Genomic DNA, 26782 nt, shown 5'->3' on the forward strand with positions numbered 1-26782 from the left:
CCGGCGCCTCGCGGGAAGTTGATCGAATCGGCGACACCCACAACCGTGTGGGGCCACTGGCCAGGGCGTGTGGTACGGCTCACACGTCCGTTTCGGGGCGTGTCGCTGCCGGTACTGTCCTATTTCGTCAAACATGCTGAGCGATCACCATGGGCGATTACCCCCGAGCGGGCCCCGAACCGACGCAGACCGGTCCGGGGCTCGATCGGTCGTGCCTGTCGAATGTGATGTGAAATCTGGTGTGGCGCAGCATGATTGGGCCCGCTGTCCGGATTGTGTGGTTATCGTGGACTGATGGTTGCGGGGGCTAAAGAGTTTGTCGTCAGGGCGCGGAACCCGCGCGCCGAGCCCGAGGTGACCGACCGGATGCTGATCATCGGCCTGCTGCTCGCGGCGGCCGCGGTGGTGTGGCACATCTACGCGCTGCCGATCGGCGATCCCTACTACGGACTGTTCAACAATGGCGTCGATCTGGACGTCTACCGGGCGGGCGGTGCGGTCATCCGCGCGCGGTCGGGCCTGTACGACCGTCCGGTGGTGTTCGGCATGGAATTCACCTACACCCCGTTCGCGGCCCTGGCCTTCGTGCCGCTCACGCTGTTCTCCCTCGTCACGGTCAAAGCCCTGTGGTGGACGGCCACCCTCGCGGCGCTCGTCGCCCTCGCCGGGCGCTGCCTGATCGCCCTCGGATACCGGAACACGTTGCGCACGTGGATGTTCGCGCTCCCGCTCGCGGTGGTGTGCACCGTGCTGGAACCGGTGCGCACGACCATCTGGCTGGGCCAGATCAACATCTTCCTGGCACTGCTGGTCGTCTGGGACCTCACGAGACCGCGCGCGGCATCGCTGCGCGGCGCGGGCGTCGGGCTCGCGGCCGGAATCAAACTGACGCCGATCTTCTTCCTGCTGTACCTCGCCTGCACCCGCCAATGGCGGGCCCTGGGCGTCGCGTCGGGAGCGTTCGCCGCGACCGTCGCGATCGGCTTCCTGCTACGCCCGCACGAGGCCTGGTCCTACTGGAGCCGTCAGATCGCCGCCCCTGAACGCGTCGGCGCGGTCGATTCCCCGGCCAACCAGTCCGTGAACGGTTTCCTCGCGCAGCTGCTGCGCTTCTTCGACATCGAGCGCTACACGTCGAACCCGCTCGGCATGACGGTGTTCGAGCCGCCGGCCTGGCTCTGGGTGCTCGTGGTTCTGCCGGTCGCGGTCCTCGGCCTGCTCGCCGCCGTCCTGGCCCATCGGGCGAACCGCGAGCTACTGGCCGTCACCGTGACGGGTATGACCGCCGCCTGCGTCTCCCCGTTCTCCTGGGGACACCACTGGGTGTGGTTCATGCCCTTGGCGATTCTCGCCTGGCAGTACGCGCGCACCGCCACCGTCCGCTGGGCGATGCTGGCCCCCGCGAGCGTCGTCCTCATCGGATTCTGCTGGTGGTGGACGTTCTCCGACCGTCCGCCCATGGAGGGCTCTCCGCATCCGATCGGCATCGGCCTGTTCATGCTGCCCCGCGCAGACCGATCGGTGTGGTGGGCTTACCTCACCGTGCCGACCTACGCGGGCTGCTATCCGCTGCTGATGATCGCGACCAGCGCCGTGATCATCTGGCGCAGTGCGTGGTTCAGGGAGCGAACGCGCCCATGGTCGGCAACCATTCGGTGATCCGCTTGTCCTCGAGCAGGCCCTCACGATTGAACGGGTCGTCCTCGAACAGCTTGGTGACCGCGGCCAGATCCTCGGCCGAGACCAGGATGAGCGCCCCGGACCCGTCCGCGTAGGGCCCGCTGGTGAGCACGGTGCCCTCGTCGACGAGCGCGTTCAGCCAGGCCCGGTGCTCGGGACGGTGGATGTCGCGGGCCGGGACGGTGGCCTCGGAGTAGACGTAGTGGATGGCGAAGACGGCCATGGGCGCGCTCCTGATCGAAATCGGTGACGGATACGGAAGAGTCAGAGCGTCAACAGCATTCGGGTATTCCCGAGCGTGTTCGGCTTGACGTAGGACAGGTCCAGGAATTCGGCGACACCGGTGTCGTAGGACCGGCACATCTCGGCGTACACCTCCGCCGTCACCGGCGTGCCCTCGATCTCCGCGAACCCGTGCCGGGCGAAGAACTCCACCTCGAAGGTGAGCACGAACAGCCGCCGCAACTCCAGCTCGCGCGCGACCGCGATGAGCTGCTCCACGATCAGCCGCCCCGCGCCGGTGCCCTTGATATCGGGGTGCACCGCGACCGTGCGCACCTCGCCGAGATCGGCCCACAACACGTGCAGCGCCCCGCAGCCGAGGATCACCCCGTCGCGTTCGGCGACCCAGAACTCCTGCACCGCCTCGTAGAGAGTGACCAGGTTCTTCTCGAGCAGGATGCGGCCGGCGTAGATGTCGATGAGGTGTTTGATCTCGGGCACGTCAGAGGTTCGCGCTCGGCGGACGACCGGCGCTCCCGCCGCCTGCCCGCCGATCGAACCGCTGTCTGGTGCCCGTGTTGTCATGGGGTGCACAGTAGTCGGCCCGCGTACCGATAGGCTTGTCGGTGTGTCGCACATCCAGCTCCCCCGCATCCCGGCCTGGTCCGGAAACCGTGGCCGGTCCCGCGGCCGGTGGGGGCGCTGGTGACGGTGCAGCGTGACGAGATCGAGGGGCGCTGGGCCGACCCCCGTCCCGCGGTGAGTCCGGGCTTCGCGCCCGCCGCCCGCCCGCAGGCCGACCGCTCGGACGCCATGGCCGCGCACCGGGCGGAGACGCTGGTCGAGCCGAAGCCGGTGCCGTTGCTCAACATCGCCAACGTGCTCACGATCCTGCGCATTCTCATCGTGCCGCTGTTCCTGATGGCGTTGTTCGCCCGCGGCGGACACGACCCCCAGTGGCGCTGGGCCGCGGCGGCCGCGTTCGGCGTCGCCGCCATCACCGATCGCATCGACGGGCAACTGGCCCGCAAATACGGTCTGGTCACCGACTTCGGCAAGCTGGCCGACCCGATCGCGGACAAGGCGCTGATCGGCGCCGCGCTGATCGGGCTGTCCATGCTGCACGACCTGCCCTGGTGGATCACGCTGGTGATCGTGGCCCGTGAGCTGGGCGTCACGCTGCTGCGGCTGGCCGTGGTCCGGCGCGGGGTGATTCCCGCGGGCCGGGGCGGCAAGCTCAAGACCCTGGTCCAGTCGGTCGCGATCGGCGTGCTGCTGCTGCCGCTCTCGGGCGCCTTCGCCACCGCCGGAATGGACTTGATGTACGTGGCCGTGCTGCTGACGGTGGTCACCGGTCTCGATTACGTCGTGCAAGCGGCCAGGCTGTGGTTCGGGTCGCCGGGCGGCAGTCGTGCCGCGTGAGGTCCGGCCGGACATCGACGGCCTGCTGTCGCGCGTAGCGACCGCCGGTCCCATCCCGCCCGATCCCCTGGTCACCTCCGCGCCCGCCGCCGACCTGGTGGCCGCGCTGCTCGCCGCCGATCAGACGGTGGCCACCGCGGAATCGCTGACCGCCGGACTGCTCAGCGCCACCATCGCGGGAATTCCGGGCGCGAGCGCGGTGTTGCGGGGTGGGCTGATCGTCTACGCCACCGACCTCAAAGCGTCGCTCGCCGGTGTGAGTGCCGACACCCTGACCTCCGATGGTCCGGTGGCCGCGAGCACCGCCGAGCAACTCGCCGTCGGCGCACGTGAGCGGTGCGGAGCGGACTGGGGAATCGGACTCACCGGAGTCGCCGGACCCGAACCACAGGACGGCCGACCGGTTGGCACGGTATTTGTTGGTATAGCGGGTCCGGAGTCCACCGAGGTGCTTCGGTTGAAGTTGCCGGGAGACCGGTGGACGATCAGGGTGGGCGCGGTACGCGCCGCGGTCACCGAACTCGTCCGCTTGGTTCGGGGCGAGTGACGACACCGGGAACGCGCGGCCGACGCCGGACGTTGTCCAGTCAAACGCTGGGTCCGGCGAGACGAGTGTGAGGAGAACGAGATGACGCTGCTGCGAGAAGCCATCGGGGAAAGCCTGCGGCGCGCTCGGGTCGCCCAGAGCCGGACGCTGCGTGAGGTCTCCACCTCCGCGCGAGTGAGCCTGGGGTACCTGTCCGAGGTCGAACGGGGTCGCAAGGAGGCGTCGAGCGAGCTGCTCGCCGCCATCTGCCAGGCCCTGGACGTCCCGCTGGCGCAGGTGCTGTTCGATGTGAGCTCCACCATGGCCGACGCCGACAAGGCCGCCGCGAAGGTGCCCGTCCGGGGTGGCGACGGTGACGTGGCGATGGCCGCGGATGGAACTTTCGGCCCCCGCATCGTGATTCCGGCCCCCAAGTCGGATCGTCTGGTGCTGGTGGCCGCCAAGTGATCGCTGTACTGAGGGGCCGAAAGGGATAAATTCTCTGTAGGCTTCGTCCCGGAGAGGTCGTGCTGTTGCCGAAATCTCCGGAACGACCGTTGCACAGTGGAGATATGGGACAACAGGGGTGCGCGACGGTCGCGCACTACTGTCGCGCTACGGGGCGCGGCACGTCATATGGAGGCGGGATCAATCGATGGCTAATCCGTTCGTGAAGGCCTGGAAGTACCTGATGGCCCTCTTCGACTCGAAGATCGAAGAGCATGCGGATCCGAAGGTTCAGATCCAGCAGGCCATCGAGGAAGCCCAGCGCCAGCATCAGGCCCTGTCGCAGCAGGCCGCGTCGGTGATCGGCAACCAGCGCCAGCTGGAGATGAAGCTCAATCGTCAGCTGGACGAGGTCGAGAAGCTCAATGCCAATGCGCGCCAGGCGGTTATGCTCGCCGACCAGGCCACCGGCGCGGGCGACACCGAGAAGGCGATCCAGTACACCAATGCCGCAGAGGCTTTCGCCGCGCAGCTGGTGACGGCCGAGCAGTCGGTCGAGGACCTGAAGGTGCTGCACGACCAGTCGCTGCAGGCCGCCGCCCAGGCCAAGAAGGCCGTCGAGCAGAACGCCATGCTGCTGCAGCAGAAGGTCGCCGAGCGCACCAAGCTGCTGTCCCAGCTGGAGCAGGCCAAGATGCAGGAGCAGGTCTCGGCCTCGCTGCAGCAGATGGACTCCACCCTGTCGGCCCCCGGCACCACCCCGAGCCTGGACGCGGTGCGCGAGAAGATCGAGCGTCGCTACGCCAACGCCCTGGGTTCGGCCGAGCTGGCCCAGAACTCGGTGCAGGGCCGCATGATGGAGGTCCAGCAGGCCTCGATCCAGATGGCCGGCCACAGCCGCCTCGAGCAGATCCGCGCCTCCATGCGTGGCGACGCCCTGCCGTCGGGCGGCGCCCAGCAGCAGATTCCGCAGGGCCAGCCCGCCCAGCCGGCCGCGCAGCCGTTCAACAAGGGCCAGGCCGCCCAGCAGTAACTGCTGCGCGGAAAGTAGTACACGATGGGGAGATCGCGGGCCGACCAGAGTCCCGCGACCTCCCCTGCCCGTTTTCTCCGCCGAACCCGGACGAAAACCCCCGATCCCATCCCGGGCTTCCCGTCACCGTTCGGTGCGCCCGCGAACTCCCAGCCGCCCGCGCAGCCCGAAACCTCCGGGCCCGGAACGGCTTCTGCGCCCTCTCCGGCCGGTTTCCCAGCGCCGGAACCCGATCCGGCCGGTCAGGCCGCTGCCGCTGCAGCGGGCGCGCCCTTCGATGACTGCTCCACGGCCCGAGCCGCCACCGCGCCCGCGCAATCCGATCCCTCGCCGTCGACGACGACGCCCCCGCCGCGCGCGCCCCGGTCCGCGCCTCACGCCGTGCCGCAGACGCCGCCGACGGCCGCACCGACAGGGTGGCGCAGCCGCAAGCGTCTGATCGGACGCGACGTGCGGCCTGCCTCCTCGAACTCCGAATCGCAGCCATCGGGTGCGGTACCGCCCGGAGCCACCGGGCAATTCAGCGCGCACATCGATGCGGCGGCGCCGCGCACCCCGTCGACGGAACCCGGTGTCGGGCGTCCCGCGTTCGCAGCGGCTCCGAACCCCGTGGACGGAGCATTCAGCCAGGCGCCAGGATTCGCGGATCGGCCGGTCAACGGGCGTGGAGCGGGCTCCGGTTCTGTGACGCCGGGTCCCGAGGTTCGAGCGTCCGGTCGGCGTGCGAAGAAGCGTGCTCGGCGGGAGCGGGCCACCGAGGCGGTGCGTGAGGTGTTGGCGCCCACCGGGTTCGAGCCCGAGGAGTTGGCGCAGCGGCTGCCGGACACGTTGCGGGGTGTGGGGGAGCAGGCGTTGGTGGCCGTGCGGAAGTGGGCCGATCCGCGGGAGCGGGAGCTGCGGAAGCGGCGGCGGGCCCGGCGGCGGAGTTTCCGGCTCGGGACGGCCACGGGGCTGACGACGGCCGGAACCGTTGGGCTGGTGTTGATCTCGGCTCCGGCGTGGGCGGTGGTCGTGGTCGGTGGCGGCGCGGTGGCGCTGGTCACCGGAACCGCGGTGACGGCGCGACGGTATCTGGATATGCGGCGGGAACCGTTGCCGCAGGCGGCCTTCGTGCCGCGCAAGCTGCCGCCGATTCGGTCGGCGGCGCGGGCTTCGATCGCGCGGTTGGTGCGGGCGGAGCGGGCATTGCACGGGTTGCACGCGCAGATCGCGCGATCGGGGCGGCTGCCCGCCGAGGATCTGGACGACACGCTGGAGACGGCGGCGTCGGGTGCCGCCGCACTGCACGCCCTCGCGCAGGATGTGGTCGCGATGGAGCAGGCCGCCGGTGCGCTGGGATCGAATTCGCCGCTGGGCGAGCATGTTCGGGCCGTGTCCGTGCGACTCGACGGCGGCGTGGTCGAATTCGAGGGCATGGTCGAGGCCGCCGCCAGGGTGCTGGCGGTGCCCGAAAGCGCCGCGGTGGCCGATGATCTCGGCTGGGCCATGGTCGGATTGCGCGATGCCGCCGATCGGCTCGACGGCTGGGCGCAGGCGCTCACCGAGCTGGCCGATCAGCGCTTCCGCGCCAATCCCTGACCTCACCCGAAAACCCCGGCGGCTTCGGAAGCACACTCGGTGCCTCGGGAAGCCCCAGATCACGCGGCCTGCGACAGTTCCGCCTCCCACGAGCGTGGCGGGTACTCGTCGGGCATTACGGATCTTCGGGCGGTGGTAGCTCTGGCCGGTTACTCGGTGCACGTCATCGCACGGAATCATGACGCGGTCCTGCCGCAGGTAGACGGCCGATAGCCCGGATCCAGGCGTGTTCCGTGCACGCCGGAGCTCTCGGGGTGAACCCTGATTTCCTCCCCGATATCGCTGTTGACCTGGTGATTTTCTCGGTTGCCCGACGCAGTATGGATGGTGTCGGATCGCGCGGACGGCGGTTCGGAAACTAGGAGGCAAGGAATGTTCTGGAAGATTCTCGGCGTCGTCGTCCTCGTCTGGATCGCTTTCATGATTCTCGGCGCGCTGATCAAGAGCCTGTTCCCCATCCTGATGGTGAGCGCGGTCATCTTCGGCCTGTACCTGCTGTACAAGGCGGTGTCGGGGTCGAAGGACAAGTCGCCGTTGAGCAAGTTCTGACCGTACGGCCCGCGACGGACCGTCTACCCGGGGAGACCCGGGCGGGCGGTCCGTTCTCCGTATGATCGCCGTATGGCTACTGCTGTCGTTGCCACCGCCTACGGTGGACCGGAAGTCTTGTCGCTCATCGACGTCGACGTGCCCGAACCGGGGCCGGGCGACGTCACCATCGCGGTGCGTGCCGCCGGGGTGAATCCCTTCGACTACAAGCTCTACAGCGGTGCGTTCGGCACCGATCCGAGCAAGCTGCCGATCCGGCTGGGGCTCGAGGTGGCCGGGGTGGTCACCGCCGTCGGCCCCGACGCGGTGGGTCCGGCCGGGCCGATCGCGGTCGGTGACGAGGTCATCGCGACGGTGGGCGGCGGATACGCCACCACCGTCACCGCGAACGCCTCCCGGGTCGTGCCCAAGCCCGCCGACGTGGACTGGAAGCAGGCCGCGGGCGTGCTCAGTGTCGGCGGCACCGCGGTGCATCTGCTCGCGGCCACCGCGGTCGGACCCGGCGACACCGTGCTCGTGCACGGCGCGGCGGGCAGTGTCGGCGCCCTGGCCGCCCAGTTGGCGGTCGCGCGGGGCGCGCGGGTGATCGGCACCGCCTCGCCGAGTCGTCATGAGCGGCTGCGGGCCTACGGCGTCGAACCCGTCGCCTACGGTCCCGGCCTCGCCGATCGGGTGAAGGCGTTGGCCCCCAATGGAATCGACGCCGCCATCGACACGGCCGGCACCGACGAGGCCGTGGACGTCTCCCTCGAACTGGTCGCCGACCGTGGCCGGATCGCGAGCATCGTGGCCTTCGGCCGTGCCGCCGCGGACGGTTTCAAGGTGCTCGGTCAGGGGCCCGGCGCCGACCCGGGCACCGAGATCCGTGCCAACGCCTGGCGGGAACTGCTGCCGCTGCTGTCGGCGGGCAAGCTGGATCTGGCCATCGCGAAGACGTTCCCGCTGGCGGAAGTGGCTGCGGCGCATACGTTCGTGATGGAGGGCCACGCCGGTGGAAAGGTCATTCTACTGCCCTGACCGGCCCCGCCTGTTTTGGCGAATCGTCCCCTGTACGCACCACACACGGCATATGTTGTTGCCCACAACATATGCCGTGTGTGCGGTCGCAACCCAGTGACCGCCGCGTGCAGCGTCATGGAAAAGAAGGTCACCCTGATGAGGACGAAAAGCGCGCTCCCGCCGAAGAAGTCCGGACGTCGACGGGGTCTCGCCGCCGCCGCGCTGGCCCTGTCCGGCCTGCTCACCCTCACCGCCTGCGGATCCAATTCCAGTACCGACACCTCCATGTCGAACGCTCCCGCCGGTGGCGGGGGAAACGGGACGGTCGGTGTAATCCTCCCCGAGACGGCCACCTCGGCCCGCTGGGAATCCTTCGACAAGCCCCTGCTGCGAAGCGCCTTGAACCAGGCCGGATTCGACGCCGACGTGCAGAACGCGCAGGGCGACGTCCAGAAGTTCACCACCCTCGCCGACGGCATGATCGCCAAGGGCGTGAAGGTCCTGGTGATCGCCGCCATCAACAGCGAGGTCGGCAGCGCCGTCGCGGCCAAGGCCAAGAAGGCCGGCATCCCGACCATCGACTACGACCGCCTCAACCTCGGCGGATCCTCCGACTACTACGTGTCCTTCGACAATGTGAAGGTCGGTGAGCTGCAGGGCCAGGGAATGGCGACCGCGCTGAAGGACAAGCCGGGCGCGCAGGTCGTCGAAATCGAGGGCGCGCCGACCGACAACAACGCCACCCTCTTCCATCAGGGCCAGCAGAAAGCCCTGCAGCCCCTCTACGATTCGGGCGCGCTGAAGCTGGTGCGCAGCCAGCCCATCGACGACTGGAACAACCAGAAGGGCGGCACCACCTTCGAACAGATCCTCACCGGCAACGGCGGCAAGGTCGACGGCGTGGTCGCCGCCAACGACGGCCTGGCGGGCGCGGTGATCACCGTGCTGAAGAAGAACGGCCTCAATGGCAAGGTGCCGGTGACCGGTCAGGACGCCACCGTCGACGGGCTCAAGGCGGTGCTGCGCGGGGACCAGTACATGACCGTGTTCAAGCCCATCAAGGAGGAGGCGGAGAACGCGGCGAAACTCGCCGTCGCGCTCGCCAAGGGCGACAAGGCGGCCGCGGACGCGCTGGCGCAGGCCGTGAGCCAGGACCCCAAGGGCAAGCGGGACGTGAAATCCGTGCTGCTGCAACCGCAACCGATCACCAAGACCGAGGTCAAGCAGGTGGTGGACTCCGGCTTCGTGAAGGCCGGCGACGTCTGCTCCGGCGACGTGAAGTCCGCCTGCTCCGCGCTCGGTATCGCCTGAGGATTGCCGCGCATGAGCGGTCAAGCGCGCAGGAGGCAGCGCAGCGTAACCACGCAGCGCTCCGGTCATGCGCGAAAGGACACAGCATGAATGAGCCGCTGCTCCGGATCACCGGCCTGAACAAGAGTTTCGGACCGGTGCACGTGCTGCACGACGTGGACCTCACCGTGCCGGCGGGCGAGGTCACCGCACTCGTCGGTGACAATGGCGCGGGCAAATCCACGCTGGTGAAATGTGTCGCCGGAATCCACGCCGCCGATTCGGGCGAGGTGCGATTCCGGGGCGAACCCGTTCACCTGCGTGGCGCCAAGGACGCGGCGGCGCTCGGCATCGAGGTCGTCTACCAGGACCTGGCCCTGGCCGACAACCTCGACATCGTGGCCAATATGTTCCTCGGCCGGGAGCGCGGCAAGCCGTGGCTGCTGGACGAGGCGAGCATGGAGGAGGCGGCGCGGCGCACCCTGGCCTCGTTGGGGGTGCGCACCGTGAAATCGGTGCGCACCCCGGTCGCGGCACTGTCCGGCGGGCAACGCCAGACCGTGGCGATCGCCAAAGCCGTGCTGTGGAACAGCAATCTGGTGCTGCTCGACGAACCCACCGCGGCGCTCGGCGTCGCGCAGACGCGACAGGTGCTGGATCTGGTGCGGCGGCTGGCCGAACAGGGGCTCGGCGTGGTGTTGATCAGCCACAACCTGGCCGACGTGTTCGAGGTCGCGGATCGGATCGCGGTGCTGTACCTGGGGCGGATGGCCGCGCAGGTGCGGACCGCCGATGTCACCACCGGGCAGGTGGTGGAGTTGATCACCGCCGGGCGCTCGGGGGATCTGGGGTTGGCGCGGCCGGAAGCGGTGGCGATGTGAGCGAGGAATCCGCCGGTATGACCAATGTTTCGGAAGCGACGGCCGAATCGGGTACCGCTGTGACCGACTTCGGCATCGACACCACGACACTGTCCGTGCGAGAAGCCATCGGCGACTACGTGGCTCGGCTGCGTGGCGGCGAGATCGGTTCGCTGCCTGCGATTCTCGGCCTGGTGGCCCTGATCGTGTTCTTCTCGGCGCTGTCGGACGTGTTCTTCTCTCTCAACAACATCGCCAACCTGCTGGCGCAGGGCGCGGGGCAGACCATCATCGCCATCGGGATCGTGTTCGTGCTGCTGATCGGCGAGATCGATCTGTCGGCGGGCACGGCCTCCGGGGTGGCGGGCGCGGTGCTGGCCATGCACTACGTGGAGAACGGGAACCTGTTGACCGGCATGGGGTCGACGGTGTTCTTCGTGTTCAACGCCATGCTCGCGCTGGCGGCGATCCTGGCGGGGCTGCTGCGGATCTGGCCGGGCGTGGCGTTCTCGCTGCTCGGCATTCTGCTGACGGTGCTGGGCCTGTCCGCGAATCCGTGGGTGGAGATGCTGCTCGCGGTGTGCGTGGGCGCGGCCATCGGGTCCATCACCGGGTTCCTGATCGCCAAGATCGGGATGCCGTCGTTCGTGGTGACCCTGGCGCTGTTCCTGGCGTGGCAGGGCGTGATTCTCCAGCTCATCGGCGAAGGCGGGGTGCTGGGGATCAGTTCCTCGCATGTGCTCGACGCGGTGGCGAACGGGAATCTGTCGACGGCGGGCAGCTGGGTGCTGTGCGCGGCGGCGGCGGGCGGGTACGCCGTGGTCACGCTCGGCGGGCACGTGCTGCGCCGGCGGCGCGGGCTGGTGACGCGGCCGACGGCGCTGGTGGTGGTGAAGGTCGCGGCGCTCGTGATCTTCGCGGTGGTCGTGACGGCGCTGCTCACCATCAACCGGTCGCCGAGCTCGCTCATCGTCATTTCCGGTGTGCCGTACGTGGTTCCGATCGTGCTGGTGCTGCTGGTCGCCGGAACCTACGTGCTGACGCGGACCACCTACGGCCGTCATATCTACGCGGTCGGCGGCAATGTCGAGGCGGCGCGGCGCGCGGGCATCAATGTGACCCAGTTGCGGGCCAGCGTTTTCGTCATCAGTTCCGCGTGCGCGGCGGTCGGGGCGATCGTCTACTCCTCGAAGGTCGGTTCGGTCGATCCGCAGGCCGGCGGGCTCAATACGCTGCTGTTCGCCGTCGGTGCGGCCGTGATCGGCGGGACTTCGCTGTTCGGTGGGCGCGGGCGGGTCGCCGACGCCGTGATCGGCGGCGCGGTGCTCGCGGTGGTGTCGAACGGGCTGGGCCTGCTGCGGCAACCGGCGGCGGTGGTGTCCATCGTGACCGGGCTGGTGCTGTTGCTGGCCGCCACCGTGGACGCGCTGTCGAGACGCCGCGTGGCGATGTCCGGCCGGTGAGCCGCGCGATGGTATATCCGAGTTCATGACCGTCGCCCGTCCGGACGAGGTGCGCCGGTTCAACCGGTCGACCCTCCTGCGGCTGCTACACACCGGAGGCCCCGCCACCCGCGCGACCCTCGCGGCCGAACTCGGGCTCAACCGATCCACCATCAAGATGCTCGTGGACGGGCTCGCCGAGGACGGCGTGGTGGAGGAGAAGGTGCCGAGGCTGGCGCGCGGGGCCGGCCGGCCGTCGCTGCTGGTGCTGCCGCAGCCCGAGGCGGCGGTGGTGCTGGCGGTGGACGTGCAGGTCGAGCACGTGGGGATCGCGCTGGTCGGGTTCGGCGGGCAGATCATGGGCCGCAACAGCTGGAATCTGCGGGGGCGGCAACGGGAACCGGACGAGGTGATCACCCACGTCGCGGAATCCTCGGCGATCCTGGCCGAGGATCTGGGGCTGCGGCCGGTCGCGGCCGGGGTCTGCGTGCCGGGGGTGGTGCGGCGCGCCGACGGACTGGTGCACAACGCGGCGAATCTGCGCTGGGGCGAAGTGGCCCTCGGGCAGCGGCTGCGTGCGGTGCTGGAGCTGCCGGTCACGGTCGGCAACGACGCCGAATTCGGAGCTCTCGCAGAGCATCTCAGGGGCGCGGGGCGCACCGCCGCCGATGCCGTGTTCGTGTCCGCCGATGTCGGGGTGGGCGGCGGGCTCATCGCACAGGGTGAGCTGCTGCGCGGGCAGGCGGGGTACATGGGCGAGATCGGGCACATGACGGTGCGGCCCGGCGGGCGAAAGTGCTACTGCGGCAACGAGGGCTGCTGGGAGACCGAGGTGGGGGAGGCGGCATTGTGCCGGGCCCTCGGCATGCCCGAGCACGGGCCGCGCGGCGCGATCGTGGCCGAACTGCGTGCGCTGAGCGGGGATTGGGAATCGCCGCTCGGCGAGTACCTGGACTGGATGACGCTCGGGCTGGTCAATGTCGTGAACATTCTCGGACCCGAACTGGTGGTGCTGGGCGACCTGTTCACCGCGCTGCCCGGCCCGGCGATCGCGCGGGTGCGCGAGGAGGTGCACCGGCGCAGTATGGTGAGCCGCGCGTTCGGCGGGGTGCGGATCGAGAAGTCCTGTCTGGGACCGGATCTCAAACTGCTGGGGGCGGCCGAGGCGGCGTTCGAGGGCGTGCTCAGCATGCTGTGAGACGGCCCCGTTCACCGCGCGTGACGGCTCGGTCCGCTGCGCGGGCAGGGCGCGGTGCGATGCGTGTCCGGGTGCGAAGTTCGTGCCCTGGTGGCGCGGGCCCGCGCGGCCGGAGTTGAATACAGGCATGGAGCAGCTTCCCGAGGACTGGCAGCGGGGGATCGTCATCGTGGCGCATCCCGACGACATCGAGTACGGGGCCGCCGCCGCGGTCGCGCGATGGACCGGGCAGGGCAAGGACATTCGCTACGTACTGGTCAGCAGCGGTGAGGCCGGCATCGCGGGGCTGTCGCCCGCCGAGGCCGGGCCGCTGCGCGAGGACGAGGAGCGCGCCTCGGCCAAGATCGTCGGCGTCAGCTCGGTCGAATTCCTCGGCTATCCCGACGGCCGCATCGAGGAATCCCTCGCGCTGCGCCGCGACCTGGCCGCCGCCATTCGCCGCCACCGCCCCGAGATGGTGATCCTGTTCAACTTCGGCGACACCTGGGCCCGCGGCTACGTCAACTCCGCCGACCACCGCGCCGTGGGCCGCGCCGCCCTCGACGCCGTCTCCGACGCGGGCAACGAGTGGATCCACCCTGACATCGCCGACCTCCCGGCGTGGTCCCCGCGCTGGGCCGCCGTCTACGGCGTCGGCGACGGCAGCCACGGCCTCGACGTCACCGACACCGTCGAGGCCGCCGTCGAATCCCTCACCGCCCACCGCCGCTACCTCGAGGTCCTCAGCCCCGAACCCGTCGAGGCCCAGGCCCGGGCCGTCATCGAGATGACCACCGGCCCCAAGGAGGGCTTCCCCGCCGCCCGAGCTCTCAGCTTCGAGCTCTACCGCTTCGCGGGCTGAGCTGGGACTTCGCCGCCCGCCCGGCGACGCGGAACCGGAAGGTGGGTGAGGTTCCGGATGTGTCGGGCGGGTGTGGGACGCTGGCTGCGTGCGAGTAGCGGTGGTGGCCGGGCCTGATCCGGGGCATGCGTTTCCGGCGATTGCGTTGTGTGAACGATTGCTGGCGGCCGGGGACGAGCCGGTGCTGTTCACCAGCCCGCGCTGGTTCGACGCCGCGCGGGAGACCGGGATCGGGGTGCGGCGGCTCAAGGGCCTCGCGCCTCGGGCCGAGGACGACGACAGTGACGCCGGGGCGCGGATTCATCAACGGGCCGCGCATATTTCGACGGAGATCCTGCCGGATCTGAGCGCCATGCTGCCCGAACTCGTGGTGTCGGATGTGCTCACCGCGGGCGGCGGGATGGCGGCAGAGCGGTTGCGGCTGCCGTGGGTCGAATTGTCGCCGCATCCGCTGTACCTGCAGTCGAAGGGGTTGCCGCCCATCGGGAGTGGCCTCGCGGCGGGGGAGGGGCTGCGCGGACGGGCGCGGGACTCGGTGCTGCGCGGGCTGAGCTCGCGCGCCGTGCGCCGCGGGGAAGTGCAGCGTGAGCAGGCGCGGGCCAGTATCGGCCTGCCCTCGCAGGATCCGGGGCCCGATGCCCGGCTGATCGCCACGCTGCCCGCCCTGGAGGTGCCGCGGCCGGACTGGCCGGAGAACGCCCACCTGGTCGGGCCCCTGCTGTGGGAGCCCACCGATCACATCCTCGACCTGCCGCCCGGCGACGAACCGCTGGTCATGGTCGCCCCCTCCACCGCCCAGACCGGCCAGGTCGGTCTCGCCGAGGCCGCGCTGGCGGCGTTCGAGGGCGCGGGCGTCCGGCTCGCCATCTCCACCCTCGACACCCCGCCCACCGACCTCCCGACCTGGGCCACAGCCGGTTTGGGTCGTCAGGACGAACTGCTGCGCCACGCCTCGGTCGTGATCGGCGGCGGCGGACACGGTCTGCTCGCCAAGACTCTGCTGGCAGGGGTCCCGATCGTCACCGTCCCCGGCGGCGGCGACCAGTGGGAACTCGCCAATCGCGCGGCCCGCCAAGGCAGTTCCCTGTTCGTGCGGCCGCTCACCCCCGAGGCCCTGCGTGACGCGGTGAAACGCATCCTCGACGACCCCGCCTACAAGACCGCCGCCGAGTCGGCCGCCGCCGGCATCGCCGACACCGTCGACCCGGTCGAGATCTGTCACGCCGCGGTGCGCTGACGCCGCCTGCTCGGCGAGAGCCGGACCAGCGGTGCGACCTCCGAACCAACGGTCGCGCACGAGCCGGGCGATCCGGTCGAACCGGTACGCCACCGGCCGGATCCGGTCGGTGGCGTAGGCTCGCGGCCGTGCGGCTGACGGAGTTTCAGGAGTTGATGCATACCGAGTTCGGCACGGCGCGCGCCGACGCGCTGCTGGCCGATCACGTGCTGCCGTCCATGGGGCGGACCGGCGCGCAGGCCATCGAGGCGGGGGTCGATCCCCGCGACGTGTGGCGGGCGCTGTGCGCGGAATTCGATGTGCCGAGGTCGCGCTGGTGAATTCGGGTTACCCGGCGGACTGCTCCGACTGGGTCTTCTTCGCGTAGTGCCGCGTCGCCTTGGCGCGATTCCCGCACGCCGCCATGGAATGCCAGCGGCGGGTGCCGTTCTTCGAGGTGTCCAGGAACCACAGGACACAGTGCGGGTGCGCACACTGCTTGATGCGTTCGGGGGAGTTCGCCAGCAGGTGTAGCAGGTTGTCGGCGGCGAGCCAGGCGGGTAGCCAGGCCGGGTCGGCGACCTCGGGGACCCCGGCGGGGCCGTCGGGAGTCAGAGCGCGGCGGATGCGGCCGTGTGCGAGCACCGCATTGAGGTCGTCGGCGATGTGCGGATCATCCGCGGAGCCGGCCTTGACCACGCGCAGGATCGCCTCCCGGGCGGCCAGCAGCGCGTTCAGCGTGTCCTCGTCGGCGGGGACGTCGAGGTTGTTGTCGGCCAGCCACTGCCCGGCGCCGGCCACGTCGGTGAGCAGATCCTGCGGGCCCGTCTGCGCTATCCAGCGCGTGTTGAGCAGGTCCAACGCGGGCGGTTCACCGAGGTGGGGGCGTGGTTCGGGCACGTCTGAGGGTAACCGGCTCCTTGTCGTCATCGGATCATCCGCTCCCTTCTAACCAGACAAATCAACTATAGGGGTTGACGCTGGGCGACCCCTGCGATTAACTTCTAACCTGTCAAACAAACAACATGGGTTAGATCATTCCGAAGGGATTCATCATGACCGCACCCGTCCTCGCCGCCGGGCACATCGGCCTCAATGTCACCGACCTCGACCGCTCGGTGTCCTTCTATCGACGCGCGCTCGGCTTCGAGCAGCTCGGCGCGGGCGGGGAAGGAGCGCAGCGCTTCGCCTTCCTCGGGCGCGCCGGGCAATTGCAGGTCACGCTGTGGCAGCAGAGCGACGGCGAGTTCTCGGCGAAAACTCCCGGCCTGCATCACCTCTCGTTCCAGGTCGACACCATCGATCAGGTCCGTGCGGTGGAGACCGCGCTGAAAGACCTGGACGTCGCGTTCGCCCACGACGGCGTCGTCGCGCACGGCGAGGGCGCGGCCTCGGGCGGCATCTTCTTCGTCGACCCGGACGGCATCCGCCTCGAGGTGTACGCGCCGTCGGGTGCCGAGCATGCTCCCGCTCCCTCGGGCAGCGCCCCGACCTGCGGGTTCTTCTGAGCAGGAATATCGGACTCGCACCGCGGGATTCGCATGGGTGCCACCGCGGCGCCTCCACACCGAACCGAGCCCCCGAAGGGAGACGGACATGAACGACAGACGGGTCCGGGACCTGCCCGGCGGGGTCGCCTATCACCCCGGGGAACTGGCGGTGCAGCGGCGGCTCGGCCAGGCCGACATCGCGCAGCGGGTCGGCCGGATGATCCGGCCCGACATTCCGGCCGCCGCCGCGCAATTCCTGGCCGAACAGCCGATGATCGTGCTGGCCGCCGCCGATGACGCGGGTCGCATGTGGGCGGGCCAGCTGGCCGGGTCGCCCGGATTCGTCCACGCCGCCGGTGAGCGCGCCATCGAGGTCGAGGCGACACCGGTGACGGGCGACCCGCTGGCCGAATCACTGCGCGGCACAAGGCATGTCGGGATGATCGCGGTGCAACCGCAAACGCGCCGCCGCATGCGGGTCAACGGGGTGATCGCACCCACAGCGACCGGACTCCGCATCGACACCGAACAGGTGTATTCGAACTGCCCGAAGTACATTTCCCGCCGAGGGGTCGAGGAATGGGTCGCGGGCGGGGCGCCGGAGGTGCGTCGCGGCACGGAGTTGGCTGCCGCGCAGCAGGAGCTCATCGCACGCGCCGACACCTTCTTCGTCGCCTCCGCCGACGCCGACGGGCACGCCGACGCCTCCCATCGCGGCGGCAATCCCGGGTTCCTGCAGGTGCTTTCCCCGACCCGCCTGCGCTGGCCCGACTATCGCGGCAACTCCATGTTCATGACCCTCGGCAATATCGCCTCCGACCCGCGCTGCGGCCTGCTCGTGCCCGACTGGCGTACCGGGACCACCCTGCAAATCACCGGAACCGCCGAGATCACCTGGGACGAGACGGTTTTCACGCCCGGCGCGCAATGCGCCATCGATTTCACCGTCACCGAGGTCGTCGAGATCTCGGGTGCTACGCCACTGCGCTGGACCGACCCCGAGCTGTCGCCGGTCAACCCCTGACCCGCGATCCCCCGTCAACCCGAAAGGCTCACCGCCATGCGTCCCCCACTGCCGCCCTTCGACCTGGAATCCGCGAAGCAGAAGGTTCGCGCCGCCGAAAACGCCTGGAACACTCGCGATCCCGAGAAGGTGGCGCAGGCGTACACCGAGGATTCCGTCTGGCGCAACCGCGACGAATTCCTCACCGGCCACGCCGAGATCGTCGACTTCCTGAAGCGCAAATGGTCCACCGAGAACGGCTACGCCCTGCGCAAGGACCTGTGGACCTTCACCGAGAACCGCATCGCCGTCCGCTTCCAGTACGAATGGCACGACGACGCGGGCCAGTGGCATCGCAGCTACGGCAACGAACTCTGGGAGTTCGCGCCCGACGGCCGCATGTCCCGCCGCGAGGCCAGCATCAATGATGTACCGATCGCCGAGTCCGAGCGCCGCATCTTCGGCCCGCGTACCCCCGAAGAGGACAACGCGCCCCTTCCCCTGCGGTAGCAACACGGTCAGGGAGCTCGCACCGAGGGAATTCGGACGATTCCTCGGTGCGAGCTCCCTGATCGTGGTTGCCCGTGATGCGGACCCGCGCCGGGACGGGCGCGGTGGACCGCCTCGGGTGGAGCGCCGGGTCAGGCGAGCCGTGCGGGTTCCGGCGGGGCGACGGCCGGGGCGGGAGCCGGGCGGGCAGCTCGCATGTACAGGGCGAAGACCAGTGCACCCGACAGGATTCCGGTCACCCCGGCCGTCATCGTCGCGGTGTTCAAGCCGTCCACGAAAGCGTGCCCGGGCGTCTTTCCGGTACCCGCGTTCCGGAAGACGGTGCCCAGCACGGCGACTCCCAAGGCCAGGCCCAGCTGCCGCGCGGTATTGATCGCCCCGGCCGCGGTGCCGCTCTGGTGCGGCGGGACCGCCGCCAGACCGACCGCCACCAGTGGCGGGGCCATGATGCCGACACCCGCGCCGATCAGGAGATAGCCGGGAATCGTCGCGGTCCAGGACGATCCGGTGTCGATGAGGGTCAACAGCGCGCTGCCCGCGCCGATGACCGCCAGCCCGCCGCCGATCGTCCACTTCGGTGCGACATCGTGCAGCAGCCTGCCGAAGACGCCCGAGACCAGGAAGGCGCACACCGACAGCGGCAGCATGGACAGCCCCGCCCGCAGCGGGCTCAGATGCAGGTCCTGCTGCAGCCACAGGGACAGCAGCGGGCTCGTGGAGAACGCGGCGAAGCTCAGGCCGGCGGCGGCGATCAACGTGGCGGTGAAGCCCGCGCCGCGCAGCAGCGGCAGTGGCAACATCGGTGCGGCGCTGCCGGATTCGACGGCGACGAACACCACGAGCGCGACCGCGCCGGTGATCAGGGCCGCCGCGGCCCCGCGATCGCCCCAGCCGTGCTCGCCCGCGCGAATGATGCCGTAGGTCGCGGCCGTCGCCGCCACCGTGAAGCTCAGCATGCCGGCCAGGTCCACCCGGCGGTCGGCACGGCGTGGCGACGGTCCGAAAGCGATGGCGGACAAGGCGATCGCCAGCGCGGCGATCGGCAGGTTGACGAAGAAGATCCACCGCCAGGACAGCAGATCGGTCAACGCGCCGCCCAGCACCACCCCGACACCGGCGGCCGCGCCCGACACCGCGCCCCAGGCGCTGAACGCGATCCCGCGATCGCGGCCGGTGTAGGTGGCGTGCAACAGCGACAGCGTGGTGGCCAGCATGGCCGCGCCGCCGATGCCCTGTGCCGCGCGCGCGGCCACCAGGACACTCGCCGATCCGGCCGCCCCGCAGCCGAGACTCGCGGCCGCGAACAAGGCGAGACCGATCAGATAGGTGGGTTTCGCGCCGAACCGGTCGGCCAGAGCGCCGAGCATGAGCAGCAGGGCGGCCAGGGCGAGAGCGTAGCCGTCGATGACCCATTGCAGTCCGGACAATCCGGTGCCCAGGTCGGCGGCGATATCGGGCAGCGCGACATTCACGATGGTGACGTCGATGAGAAGCATGAACGAACCGAGGCACGCGGCCAGCAGCGGCAGCCATTTCCGCATGGGAACCTCCAGAAGGAATGAACGATTTCGTCACCTAGACTGGGGGAGAGCGCGTACATCCCCTAGTCACGCCGCTGAATGCGAAGGATTCCTCCCATGGATGGCGAAGATCTGGGCGAATCCGCCGTTCTGGATGTGCTCGACAAGCAGATCATCCACTGCCTGGTCACCGACGCGCGCATCCCGTTCGCGCGGCTCGGCGCGATCCTCGGCGTCTCCGAGCAGACCGTCGCCCGGCGCTACCGGTCGCTGCGGGAGCGCGGCATGCTCCATGTCGCCGGGCAGGTGAATACGGTGCCGCTCGGGCGCACCCGGTGGATCCTGCGCATGCGGACCGCGCCGAATCGGGCGGTCGCGCTGGCCGAAGCGCTCGCCCGGCAGCCGGACGTGAGCTGGGTTTCCCTGCTGGCCACCGGATTCGAGGTCACCTGCGTGTGCCGGCCGCGATCGGTGGAGCGGCAGGACGAGATGCTGTTGCGGATGATCCCGCGCGCCACCCAGGTGCTCGAGCTGACCGTGCACGAGGTGATGCGGCAGTTCCCGTTCGCCGAGGAGTGGCCGCGCTACAGCAGGCTGCTCACGGCCGGGCAGCTGCGTGAACTGGGGCCACGGCCGCCCATGTGGGAGCCGCGGGGGCCGGAGAAATCGGTGCAGCTGTCGCGCGAGGACGAGGCGATGCTGGCCATCCTGGGGCGCGACGGGCGGGCCTCCTACGCGCAGATCGCCACCGCCACCGGGTGGAGTTCGAGCCGGGTGGCGCGGCGCATGAGCGAGCTCATCGCATCCGGGGTGCTGTACTTCGACCTCGACTTCGCTTTGGAGCGAATGGGTTACGTGTCGCGAGCCCTGCTGTGGATGCGGGTGCGGCCCGGGGATCTGGAGGCGGTGGGCCGGGCCGTCGCCACGCATCCGGAGGTGGCGTTCGTCGCGGCGACCACGGGGACCGTGAATCTGGTGGCCGCGGTGGTGTGCCACGACACCGCGCATCTGTACCGGTATGTCACCGAGTCGCTGGGGGCGCTGCCGGGGATCAACGATGTTCAGGTGCTGTCGGCGTTGCGGATGTTCAAACAGTCGTCGACGCTGTTGGATGACCAAAAGGTGGGGGTCGTGCCCTGAGCCCGGTCAGCTTGCCGATCGGTTGCTACCAGGTGTTTCGCGTGTCGCCCAGCGCGTCGCTTGCATCGAACACCTGTTCGTCTAAGCTCGTCGTCGGAAGTTGTCGGTGCCTCCCTCTAACGTGGGCGCCAACCACAGTATGAGACTCACCCGTTGAGAAGGGGACAGACGATGGCACCTCCGGCTTTCGATCGTGACAAGGCCCTCGAACTGGCGTTGGCGCAGATCGAGAAGGGCTTCGGCAAGGGCGCGGTCATGCGCCTGGGAGAAGAGGCGCGCCAGCCGATCGCGGTGATTCCCACCGGATCCATCGCGCTGGACGTCGCTCTCGGCATCGGCGGCCTGCCGCGCGGCCGCATCGTGGAGATCTACGGCCCGGAATCCTCGGGTAAGACCACCGTCGCGCTGCACGCGGTCGCCAACGCGCAGGCCAACGGCGGCGTCGCGGCGTTCATCGACGCCGAGCACGCGCTGGACCCGGACTACGCCCGCAAGCTCGGTGTCGACACCGACGCGCTGCTGGTCTCGCAGCCCGACACCGGTGAGCAGGCGCTCGAAATCGCCGACATGCTGGTGCGTTCCGGCGCCATCGACATCATCGTCATCGACTCCGTCGCCGCCCTGGTGCCGCGCGCCGAGATCGAGGGCGAGATGGGTGACAGCCACGTCGGTCTGCAGGCCCGCCTGATGAGCCAGGCGCTGCGCAAGATGACCTCGGCGCTGAACAACTCCGGCACCACCGCCATCTTCATCAACCAGCTGCGCGAGAAGATCGGCGTCATGTTCGGCTCGCCGGAGACCACCACCGGTGGTAAGGCGCTGAAGTTCTACGCCTCGGTCCGCCTGGACGTGCGCCGCATCGAGACGCTGAAGGACGGTTCCGACGCGGTCGGTAACCGCACCCGCGTGAAGGTCGTCAAGAACAAGGTCTCGCCGCCGTTCAAGCAGGCCGAGTTCGACATCCTCTACGGCTTCGGCATCTCCAAGGAGGGCTCGATCATCGACATGGGTGTCGATCAGGGCTTCATCCGCAAGTCCGGCTCCTGGTACACCTACGAGGGCGACCAGCTCGGCCAGGGCAAGGAGAACGCCCGCAAGTTCCTGCTCGAGAACACCGACGTCCGCGACGAGATCGAGAAGAAGATCAAGGAGAAGCTCGGCATCGGCGCAGACGTCACCGCCGAGGAAACCGCCGCCGACTTCTGACATGACCTCGCGGGATTCCGAAGGGCCCCGGCGCACCCCGCCGGGGCCCACCCCCCAGCTGGACGCGGTGGAACGCCTCCGCCGCCAACTGGAATCCCGCGACGCCAAATCCGCCCGCCGCGGATCCCGACCAGCTGCGCCCCGCTCCACCGAGCCGAGCCACGACCTCTTCGGCCGCGACTCCGCCGACCCCTACGCCTCCGGCGGCGGCTGGAACTACGGCCCCTCCGGCGGCCGCGCCTCCTACTACGCCGCCCCCGAACACGATTCGCCGAGCGACGACCGCTCCACCTGGCGAACCGCCGATGACGCACCGAACCGGTCCGACTCGGCTCGCTCGAACTTCGAGGCCACGGACCACGATCCGGAAGCCCCTGGCGACGATCACGTCTCGTCGGGCGCGACACCCGCACGGTCGCCCCGCGACTCCGAACCTCCACGCCGTGCCGGCGAATCCGCACGTCGTCCACCAGCCGCCGCTGATCCGGGACTCGACGTCCCGCCCCCGAATCCATCCCGCCCCCACCGCCGTTCGTCCTCCGGGCGAGGCCGTCCGCCGGGGCAGTGGCGAGAGGAAGCGTCCACTGCCCCCGGCGACGACGGGAGCCGTCCAGGGCGCGACGCCGATCGAGAGCCGTTGCCACAGGGAGTAACTCGGCCGGTGAGGCCCAAACCTATCCTGGACCAGGGCACTCTCGCCGCTGACCCAGGCCAGGGCGCCACTGGTGCGGCTGTACAGAACGCGCCACAGCCGCTGCACGGATTTGCGGCGACCGGTCGTCCGGCAGCCTCGAAACCGGAACCGATCAGCGCTGGGGGAGGCTCCGGGCAGCGAGCCCGCAGTGACAGCGAATCCTCGACCGCGCAAGCGGCTGTCAGCGGGCGCCACCCTGGTTCGCTGTCTGCGGCGCCGGCTGACAAGTTGGCCGCTGCACGCGCCGCCTTGGCCGAAGCCACCGCTGTCGCCGCGGCCAATGCGGCGGCGACAGCGGTGGGCGCGGAGCCGCGGGGGCGCCGGGGGAGTCGGGCGAAGGCGGCCTCGGCGGAGCAGTCGAGCAATGCCGGGTATCAGGATGCCGATGAAGGGAACACCCACCGCAGGGGACGTCGGGATGACAGGAACTCGGTTGCGGGGGAGTCGTATTCACGCGATGACGAGTATCCGGCTTCGATGGAGTCGTACGGCCGTGACGATGAGGATTCGCGTTCGGGGTCGGAAGGCGGCAGGCCCGATGCGGATCGGGCCGGTGGACGCGGGCGTCGTGGTGGTCGTCGGCGCGGCGAGTACGGGCAAAGGGCTGGGGGCGACGGTGCCGACTCCGAGGATGACGACAGTCGGCGTGGGCGGGGCGGCCGTCGGGGCGGGGCGTATGCGGACCGCGCTGAGGGTCCAGACTTCTTCGAAGATGACGAGGGTCGTCGCGGGCGGGGTCGTCGCCGGGGGCGGAATGGGTCCGGTGAGGAATCGGCCGGATCGGGCGCGCCCGCGGGTGGCGGCACCGAAGCGCAGGCGAAGGATATCTGCCTGCGTCTGCTGACTGATCGGGCTCGGAGTCGGTTCGAGTTGGCTGATCGGCTGGCCGACAAGGGTTTCAACGCTGACGTGGCGAAGCGGGTGCTCGATCGGCTGACCGAGGTCGGGTTGATCGACGACGCGGCCTTCGCGCAGCAGTGGGTGCATTCGCGGCACACGTATGGAGGCAAGGGCAAGAAGGTCCTCGCCGAGGAATTGCGGCGCAAGGGAATCGCACCCGAACACGCCGAACCGGCCCTGGAGTCGATCACCGCCGCGGACGAATTGACCCGCGCGTCGGATCTGGTCCGCCGCAAAGCCGCAACCCTGTCCCCGGATCTCGACCGCGACAAGGCCGTCCGCCGCCTGGTCGCCATGCTGGCCCGCAAGGGCTACAACCCGGGCACGGCCTTCGAAGTGGTGACGACCGAAGTCCCGCCCGCACCCACAACCCGTCGCGATCCCCCTCCCTCCAGCCCCCGGTCGACCAGCGGCTCGAACTCCAGCCAGGTTCGTCGCGAATCCCCCTCCGACGACACCGAATCCGCGACCGAACTGATTCGCGCCAAGCTCCGCACCCTGTCCCCGAACCTCGACCGCGAGACAGCCACCCGTCGACTGGTCGGCCTGCTGGCTCGCCGCGGCTACACCTCCGCCACCGCCTACAAGGTCGTGACCACGGAGCTGAACGCCGCCAACTTCGGCAGCGGTGCCCCCGATCGAACCGACCGGACATCCACTGGAACAGCGGCCTCCCCGCGCCGCTCGAAGCTCTCGTCCCCGCCCCCTACCGACTCGGCCGAAGATGACGAGCAAGCTCGTGCCGCCGAATTGGTGCGCGCGAAAATCCGCACCCTCCCCCGAAACCTGGACCACGCCAAGGCCACCCAACGCCTCGTCGGTCTCCTGGCCCGCCGTGGCTTCAGCGCCGCCACGGCCTACTCGGTGGTGAAAGCCGAACTGGCCGAGGCCAACCTGTCGGGTGACTGATCAACGGCATCTATGCCCGCTCCGCTCACTCCGCCAGTGCGCGTAGGTATCCGCGGCGGTGGTGGCTGACCATATCAGCGCATCGGGGAGTTCGGCCGAATGTCTGCCCCGGCCGGAGGTCAGTGCAGGACGCCGCCCGGGCGGCGGGTGGACAGGGCGCGGCGGGCGTGCCGGTGTCCGGTATGGCGCAGTGGGCGCTGGGCGGTCAGGTGTGGTGAGGCGGGGTCGGCGGGTTTCTCCCGGCGGGCGGCGCGCAGCCGGTGTGCGGCCTCGCGGGTGAGGTGGGCGCCGAGGATGGCGGCGAAGCTGGTGAGCCCCGCGAGGAGCGGGGCGAGCACCGTGGCCAGGAAGAGCCCGACGACGAATTCTCTTCGAGCGCTGACGTCTTCGGTCATGAAATTCAGTATGCGAGCTGGGGGAGCGGCTTGTCCGGCGGTCGGGTAAGCCGCACCGGTCAGTTCGGCGGTTTCTGCAGGGAAACGTCGGACACCATGGCGTCCATGCCGGGCGGGGCGGTGATGGTGCCTGCCGCGACCACGGCGCGGGAGCCGCGTTTGCGGGTGCGCAGCCACTTCTCGACGCGGGTGGCGAGCACGGTCAGCGTGTAGTTGATGATGATCATGATGATGGCGATCACGATCAGCGACGGGATCGGGTTCTGCTGCGCGGCACCGAGTTGGGTGCCCGAGCGCACGATCTCGAGGTAGGTGATCTGGTAGCCCAGCGCGGAGTCCTTGAGCGCCACCACCATCTGCGAGATCAGCGCCGGCATCATGGCGGTGACCGCCTGCGGGAGCAGGATCGAGACCATCACCTGGGTCTTGCGCATGCCCAGCGCCACGGCCGCCTCGGTCTGCCCCTTGGGCAGCGCGCGGATGCCCGAGCGGACGATCTCGGCGATGACGGATCCGTTGTAGACGGTCAGCGCCGTCACCACGGCGGCCAGCGCCAGCTGATCGGAGGGGAAGGCGTTCTGCTTGGCGAACAGGTAGTAGAGGAAGATCATCAGGACCAGCACGGGAATCGCCCGCGAGACCTCCACCACCACGGCCGCGAACCAGCGGATCGCCCGATGATCCGACATGCGCAGGATGCCGAACAGCATGCCCAGCACCAGCGCCAGCACGATGGACAGCGCCGCCGCCTCGAGCGTGCCGCGCAGACCCGGCAGCAGGTAGGTGCTCCAGACCTGGCTCTCGGTGAACGGCTTCCATTTGGCTTCGGTGAACTGACCCTTGTCGGCGAGCCCGCGGTAGAGGAACCACAACACCGCGGCGACAGCGGCGATCGCGATGACCGAATAGATCCGGTAGCGCACCCGGGCGCGGGGGCCCGGCGCGTCGTAGAGCACGGACGCCGCGGTCATCGCGCCACCTCGTATCGTTTGGCCAGCCAGCCGAAGAACAGGCCGGTCGGCAGGGTCAGGATCACGAACCCGAGCGCGAAGATGGCGCCGATATTGAGCACCGCCGCCTCGTTCTCGTTCATCTCCGCCATGAGCAGCGCCGCCTCACCGACACCGATGGCCGAGGCGATGGTCGAGTTCTTGGTCAGGGCGATGAGCACGCTGCCCAGCGGCGCGATGACCGCCCGGAAGGCCTGCGGCAGCACCACCATGCGCAGGTTCTGCCCGAAGGTGAACCCCAGCGAACGGCCCGCCTCCGACTGCCCGAACGGCACCGTGTTGATGCCCGCTCGCAGCGACTCGCAGACGAAAGCCGCGGTGTAGACGCTCAACCCGACGATCGCGAACCGGAAGTTGTTCTCGGAGATGCTGTTCGGCCCCTCCGCCGCGAGCCGCAGCCCGAGCGTGGAGTACAGGCCGATGGAGCAGAACACGATGATCAGCGTGAGCGGCGTGTTCCGAATGATGTTGACGTACAACGTGCCGATCCAGCGCGCGATCGGAATCGGCGACACCCGCATGCCCGCGACGAGGGTGCCGAGAATCAGCGCCCAGAACCCCGAATACAGCGTCAGTTTGATGGTCACCCAGAACGCGTCGAGCAACTTGGTGTGATAGTTGGAGATCAAGTCGAACACGACTGCCCCATTCCTCCGATCGGAAAACGAAGCGTGCCAGGTGATTCCGTGAACTCTGTCAGCA

Annotated in this window: 28 protein-coding genes and 1 pseudogene; 22 read left to right on the plus strand and 7 right to left on the minus strand. The window is 69.4% G+C overall.

Annotation, left to right across the window (positions count from 1 at the left end):
- Positions 1-294: 294 nt before the first annotated feature.
- Complete coding sequence (locus ACQPYY_RS11680; RefSeq protein ID WP_433593749.1) at positions 295-1659, plus strand: glycosyltransferase 87 family protein; 1365 nt, start codon at positions 295-297, stop codon at positions 1657-1659.
- Here ACQPYY_RS11680 and ACQPYY_RS11685 read toward each other — a convergent pair.
- Positions 1619-1903 (minus strand): YciI family protein, encoded by a 285-nt coding sequence (locus ACQPYY_RS11685; RefSeq protein WP_433593750.1) that lies wholly within the window; start codon positions 1901-1903, stop codon positions 1619-1621. The two genes, ACQPYY_RS11680 and ACQPYY_RS11685, sit on opposite strands and share 41 nt — an antisense overlap.
- Before the next feature lie 41 nt (positions 1904-1944).
- Complete coding sequence (locus tag ACQPYY_RS11690; protein ID WP_357096706.1) at positions 1945-2487, minus strand: amino-acid N-acetyltransferase; 543 nt, start codon at positions 2485-2487, stop codon at positions 1945-1947.
- 228 nt (positions 2488-2715) lie between these two features.
- Here ACQPYY_RS11690 and pgsA point away from each other — a divergent pair, with 228 nt between their 5' ends.
- The 14 genes from pgsA (at position 2716) to ACQPYY_RS11760 (ending at position 15644) form a co-directional block, all read left to right on the plus strand.
- Entirely contained in the window at positions 2716-3324 is a 609-nt protein-coding gene (pgsA, locus tag ACQPYY_RS11695) for a CDP-diacylglycerol--glycerol-3-phosphate 3-phosphatidyltransferase (RefSeq protein WP_433594623.1), read from the plus strand.
- Positions 3325-3376: 52 nt separating this feature from the next.
- Positions 3377-3871, plus strand: a complete 495-nt coding sequence (locus ACQPYY_RS11700) for a CinA family protein (protein ID WP_433594624.1) — start codon at positions 3377-3379, stop codon at positions 3869-3871.
- A gap of 81 nt (positions 3872-3952) precedes the next feature.
- Entirely contained in the window at positions 3953-4318 is a 366-nt protein-coding gene (locus tag ACQPYY_RS11705; protein WP_213556733.1) for a helix-turn-helix domain-containing protein, read from the plus strand.
- A 187-nt stretch (positions 4319-4505) separates the two neighbouring features.
- Entirely contained in the window at positions 4506-5330 is an 825-nt protein-coding gene (pspA, locus tag ACQPYY_RS11710) for a phage shock protein PspA (protein WP_357096702.1), read from the plus strand.
- A 771-nt stretch (positions 5331-6101) separates the two neighbouring features.
- A complete protein-coding gene (gene pspM / locus ACQPYY_RS11715; RefSeq protein WP_379096468.1) occupies positions 6102-6908 on the plus strand; it encodes a phage shock envelope stress response protein PspM in 807 nt (268 codons plus the stop codon).
- Between the two features lie 372 nt (positions 6909-7280).
- The gene (locus ACQPYY_RS11720; RefSeq protein WP_357096697.1) at positions 7281-7457 is read left to right on the plus strand and encodes a hypothetical protein; all 177 of its coding nucleotides are present in this window, start codon (positions 7281-7283) and stop codon (positions 7455-7457) included.
- A 72-nt stretch (positions 7458-7529) separates the two neighbouring features.
- Entirely contained in the window at positions 7530-8474 is a 945-nt protein-coding gene (locus tag ACQPYY_RS11725) for an NADP-dependent oxidoreductase (protein ID WP_433593751.1), read from the plus strand.
- A gap of 138 nt (positions 8475-8612) precedes the next feature.
- Positions 8613-9767 (plus strand): sugar ABC transporter substrate-binding protein, encoded by a 1155-nt coding sequence (locus tag ACQPYY_RS11730; RefSeq protein WP_433593752.1) that lies wholly within the window; start codon positions 8613-8615, stop codon positions 9765-9767.
- A gap of 86 nt (positions 9768-9853) precedes the next feature.
- Positions 9854-10627: an ATP-binding cassette domain-containing protein gene (locus ACQPYY_RS11735; RefSeq protein ID WP_379096476.1), complete on the plus strand. Its 774-nt coding sequence runs from the start codon at positions 9854-9856 to the stop codon at positions 10625-10627.
- A gap of 17 nt (positions 10628-10644) precedes the next feature.
- Complete coding sequence (locus tag ACQPYY_RS11740; protein ID WP_433593753.1) at positions 10645-12069, plus strand: sugar ABC transporter permease; 1425 nt, start codon at positions 10645-10647, stop codon at positions 12067-12069.
- 25 nt (positions 12070-12094) lie between these two features.
- Positions 12095-13246, plus strand: coding sequence for an ROK family protein (locus tag ACQPYY_RS11745; RefSeq protein ID WP_379096481.1), 1152 nt, complete (start codon positions 12095-12097; stop codon positions 13244-13246).
- Positions 13247-13373: 127 nt separating this feature from the next.
- Complete coding sequence (locus ACQPYY_RS11750; protein ID WP_357282868.1) at positions 13374-14087, plus strand: PIG-L deacetylase family protein; 714 nt, start codon at positions 13374-13376, stop codon at positions 14085-14087.
- 88 nt (positions 14088-14175) lie between these two features.
- Positions 14176-15324, plus strand: a complete 1149-nt coding sequence (locus ACQPYY_RS11755) for a glycosyltransferase (RefSeq protein WP_433593754.1) — start codon at positions 14176-14178, stop codon at positions 15322-15324.
- A gap of 128 nt (positions 15325-15452) precedes the next feature.
- Positions 15453-15644: a DUF3046 domain-containing protein gene (locus tag ACQPYY_RS11760; RefSeq protein ID WP_433593755.1), complete on the plus strand. Its 192-nt coding sequence runs from the start codon at positions 15453-15455 to the stop codon at positions 15642-15644.
- Positions 15645-15651: 7 nt separating this feature from the next.
- On the opposite strand, the gene ACQPYY_RS11765 is transcribed toward ACQPYY_RS11760, so the two are convergent.
- Positions 15652-16203 carry a CGNR zinc finger domain-containing protein gene (locus tag ACQPYY_RS11765; RefSeq protein ID WP_433593756.1) on the minus strand — a complete coding sequence of 184 codons (552 nt, stop codon included), beginning with the start codon at positions 16201-16203 and terminating at the stop codon, positions 15652-15654.
- A gap of 155 nt (positions 16204-16358) precedes the next feature.
- Here ACQPYY_RS11765 and ACQPYY_RS11770 point away from each other — a divergent pair, with 155 nt between their 5' ends.
- The 3 genes from ACQPYY_RS11770 to ACQPYY_RS11780 all read left to right on the plus strand — a co-directional run bounded on the left by ACQPYY_RS11770 (position 16359) and on the right by ACQPYY_RS11780 (position 18306).
- Positions 16359-16811 carry a VOC family protein gene (locus ACQPYY_RS11770; RefSeq protein WP_433593757.1) on the plus strand — a complete coding sequence of 151 codons (453 nt, stop codon included), beginning with the start codon at positions 16359-16361 and terminating at the stop codon, positions 16809-16811.
- 88 nt (positions 16812-16899) lie between these two features.
- Entirely contained in the window at positions 16900-17817 is a 918-nt protein-coding gene (locus ACQPYY_RS11775) for a pyridoxamine 5'-phosphate oxidase family protein (protein WP_433593758.1), read from the plus strand.
- 36 nt (positions 17818-17853) lie between these two features.
- Positions 17854-18306, plus strand: coding sequence for a nuclear transport factor 2 family protein (locus tag ACQPYY_RS11780; RefSeq protein ID WP_379096496.1), 453 nt, complete (start codon positions 17854-17856; stop codon positions 18304-18306).
- A gap of 131 nt (positions 18307-18437) precedes the next feature.
- Here ACQPYY_RS11780 and ACQPYY_RS11785 read toward each other — a convergent pair whose 3' ends face one another.
- Complete coding sequence (locus tag ACQPYY_RS11785) at positions 18438-19847, minus strand: MFS transporter (RefSeq protein ID WP_433593759.1); 1410 nt, start codon at positions 19845-19847, stop codon at positions 18438-18440.
- Between the two features lie 96 nt (positions 19848-19943).
- Between ACQPYY_RS11785 and ACQPYY_RS11790 the strand changes: the two genes are divergently transcribed.
- The 4 genes and pseudogenes from ACQPYY_RS11790 to ACQPYY_RS11805 all read left to right on the plus strand — a co-directional run bounded on the left by ACQPYY_RS11790 (position 19944) and on the right by ACQPYY_RS11805 (position 24675).
- Positions 19944-20966 (plus strand): Lrp/AsnC family transcriptional regulator, encoded by a 1023-nt coding sequence (locus ACQPYY_RS11790; protein WP_433593760.1) that lies wholly within the window; start codon positions 19944-19946, stop codon positions 20964-20966.
- Positions 20967-21137: 171 nt separating this feature from the next.
- Positions 21138-22172 carry a recombinase RecA gene (gene recA / locus ACQPYY_RS11795; RefSeq protein WP_357282885.1) on the plus strand — a complete coding sequence of 345 codons (1035 nt, stop codon included), beginning with the start codon at positions 21138-21140 and terminating at the stop codon, positions 22170-22172.
- A 1453-nt stretch (positions 22173-23625) separates the two neighbouring features.
- A pseudogene (gene recX, locus ACQPYY_RS11800) lies at positions 23626-24129 on the plus strand (recombination regulator RecX); the annotation flags it as partial.
- A 228-nt stretch (positions 24130-24357) separates the two neighbouring features.
- Positions 24358-24675, plus strand: a complete 318-nt coding sequence (locus ACQPYY_RS11805) for a hypothetical protein (RefSeq protein ID WP_379100164.1) — start codon at positions 24358-24360, stop codon at positions 24673-24675.
- A gap of 119 nt (positions 24676-24794) precedes the next feature.
- Here ACQPYY_RS11805 and ACQPYY_RS11810 read toward each other — a convergent pair whose 3' ends face one another.
- The 3 genes from ACQPYY_RS11810 to ACQPYY_RS11820 are packed head-to-tail and all read right to left on the minus strand — an operon-like array spanning position 24795 to position 26718.
- The gene (locus ACQPYY_RS11810) at positions 24795-25070 is read right to left on the minus strand and encodes a hypothetical protein (RefSeq protein WP_379096506.1); all 276 of its coding nucleotides are present in this window, start codon (positions 25068-25070) and stop codon (positions 24795-24797) included.
- Positions 25071-25129: 59 nt separating this feature from the next.
- On the minus strand, positions 25130-26041 hold the full coding sequence (locus ACQPYY_RS11815; RefSeq protein WP_379096509.1) for an amino acid ABC transporter permease: 912 nt from the start codon (positions 26039-26041) through the stop codon (positions 25130-25132).
- The gene (locus ACQPYY_RS11820) at positions 26038-26718 is read right to left on the minus strand and encodes an amino acid ABC transporter permease (protein ID WP_357096646.1); all 681 of its coding nucleotides are present in this window, start codon (positions 26716-26718) and stop codon (positions 26038-26040) included. The genes ACQPYY_RS11815 and ACQPYY_RS11820 overlap by 4 nt, the downstream gene beginning before the upstream one ends.
- Positions 26719-26782 lie beyond the last annotated feature (64 nt).

Source organism: Nocardia sp. CA-145437 (assembly GCF_050956485.1).
Classification (GTDB): domain Bacteria; phylum Actinomycetota; class Actinomycetes; order Mycobacteriales; family Mycobacteriaceae; genus Nocardia.